Origin of the sequence: Streptosporangium sp. NPDC006013, assembly GCF_040614275.1 — a bacterium.
Lineage (GTDB): Bacteria > Actinomycetota > Actinomycetes > Streptosporangiales > Streptosporangiaceae > Streptosporangium.
In genome coordinates, this window is sequence record NZ_JBEXUE010000847.1 from 1 (window position 1) to 2,209 (window position 2,209).

At 60.5% G+C, this 2,209-nt stretch carries 2 protein-coding genes; one reads left to right on the forward strand and one right to left on the reverse strand.

Going from position 1 to position 2,209, the window contains the following annotated elements; all coding sequences use genetic code 11:
* A partial coding sequence (locus tag ABZ260_RS50250; protein WP_355632836.1) for an IS3 family transposase occupies positions 1–299 on the forward strand: 299 nt, incomplete at its 5' end.
* Positions 300–417: 118 nt separating this feature from the next.
* Here the strand turns inward: ABZ260_RS50250 and ABZ260_RS50255 are convergent.
* Positions 418–738: a transposase gene (locus ABZ260_RS50255; protein ID WP_355632838.1), complete on the reverse strand. Its 321-nt coding sequence runs from the start codon at positions 736–738 to the stop codon at positions 418–420.
* Positions 739–2,209: the final 1,471 nt, after the last annotated feature.

The following is a 2,209-nucleotide window of genomic DNA, read 5'->3' on the forward strand; positions in this document are numbered from 1 at the left end:
CCTCGATCGCGTTCGGTCGACGTTGTGAGCAGGCCGGCGTGCGCCCCTCGACCGGCCGGACCGGCACGTGCTTCGACAATGCCATCACCGAGAGCTTCTTCGCCTCGCTGGAGTGCGAGCTGATCGACCGGCGGACCTTCCGCACCAGGTCAGAAGCCGAGCGCGCGGTATTCGCCTACATCGAGGGGTTCTACAACCCGCGCCGTCGTCACTCCGCCAACGGACAACTCAGCCCTGCCGAATACGAGCGACGCCAAGCCCTCAAACCCATTCAAGAAGACGGTTATGCTGCCGCGTAGCCGAAAGCCCTGATGTGTCTACCGAACCGGGGCAACTCCATACGGGAAGTTGTCGCCAGGCTGGCGATCACCTCGAAGCCGAGTGCCCTCACCTCAGGCATGGCGGTTTTCAAGAGGGCTATGTTCCGAGGAAGAAGAGTAGCCCTGAGCAGGGCAGAAGTCTCCTTCCTGGCGCCTTCCGTAGAAGATCATCCCGTGCATACTCCGTGCGTTTGATTGGATGGGCCAGTTCTTCCTGCTCGGACTCCGCCGGCTCCGTGGTCCCGTCACCGTTGCCGTGCTGGGTGGCGAGCCGGTCCATGTGCATCCAGTTGTGCAGCGTGTAGGGGTTGATTCCCAGGTCCTGCGCGACCTGCGCGACGGGCTTGCCGGTCTCCTTAACGATGTGTACCGCGCCAGCCCGAAACTCCGGATCAAACCGGCGCCTCTTGCTTGCCACGACCCAACCTTCTCTCAGGTTTGGGTCTCCACGCTATGAGAGGAAGCCCGATGCCGACCTTGCTTAACCTGCAAAGATTTGATCACTATGACTGAATCCTTCGCCTTCATCCTCTTCATGGTCCCTATTTGGTGGCCGCTGATAGTGATCCTGACGGTCGGGCTGACGGTACACACCGCCGCCACCCTCCTCCGAAGAGGCCAACGACGCGTGTGGACTGTATGGATAGAGGCTAGTGCCATCGCGGCTTGTGTTGCGGTGGCGATCTACGGGGCCGGATACTTCATAGGCGGTTTCTTCTACCGCGATCCGGAGGATCCGTGTATGGCTCACGGATACGGTTACTCGAGTTCCGCGCGAGAGCCGTCGAGCTTGTGGCCACTGAGCAATCCCCTGTGCACATCCGACAGCGGGGTCGTTGACCTAGTGCCCGCATTCGTCAATCCCGCCATCTATGTCTCCATCAGCCTGTTTGTGGCCTGCACTATTGCCGCTGTAGCAGCCAGGCGGGCCTCTTCCCGGAGAAGCGGTAACTGACTTCAACACCCGTACGCGCTAGGCGGAGGTGGTTACTGATACGGGCTTTCATGCTGAGAGTGGGTGCGGGAATCGAACCTACGCTGTCAGCTTGGGAATCATCTACTGACCTTGCCGCCCTGAGCTGGGAAAACGGGGGTGCAGGTCAGAGTAGGTCGAGTCCCCGTGATTCCCCGTGAGTGACCGTGGCTCCCCACCTGTTCTGGCACGGATCTGGCACGGCGATCAAGCTTCGGATCATGCGCGGACGCGCACACTACCCCCGCCGGAGGCATAGCGGTTTTCAAGAGGGCTGCGTTCCGAGAGAACAAGACGGCTCTGAGCAGGGCGGAAACCTTCCTCTTGGTACCGCCCACAGAAGATCATCCCGCATATATCCCGCGTGCCCGGTTCGATACCTTGACGATGTGTCGATCAGTGAACGCCATCTGTCAGCCGAGGAGCAAGCCGTCATCCTGGCTCTTCTCGCGCAAGATTTTCCTGGTGTGGATGAACTTCGCGCTCAAGTCTCTTCGACAATTGTGGTCGGACGGTGTGGGTGTGGATGTGCAACGGTGGATCTTCGGGCAGGAACAGGGCCTCGTGCGCTCGCCTCCCCGGTACAAGACGGAGTGCTGATCTCCGCCAGCGTGCGCGGGCGCTATGACGGGGTTTTGCTCTTCGTTGGGGACGGTCATCTTTCATGCCTTGAGGTCTACACCGTCGATGACGAGCCGGCCTCGCTCCCGCAGCCTGAAGATCTCTGAGCTTCCCCCCGTAGCACGGCCACCTCACCTGAGTTGACCCTGTGTCAGCTGGGAAGGAAGTGCTTCGTGCCTGCACCTCACCCGATCGAGTTCCGTCAGCGTGCCGTCGAGCTTGCCCGCAAGGGCGATAAACCGGTCTCTGTCCTTGCTAAAGACCTGGGTATCAGCGATTCCTGTCTTCGGAGTTG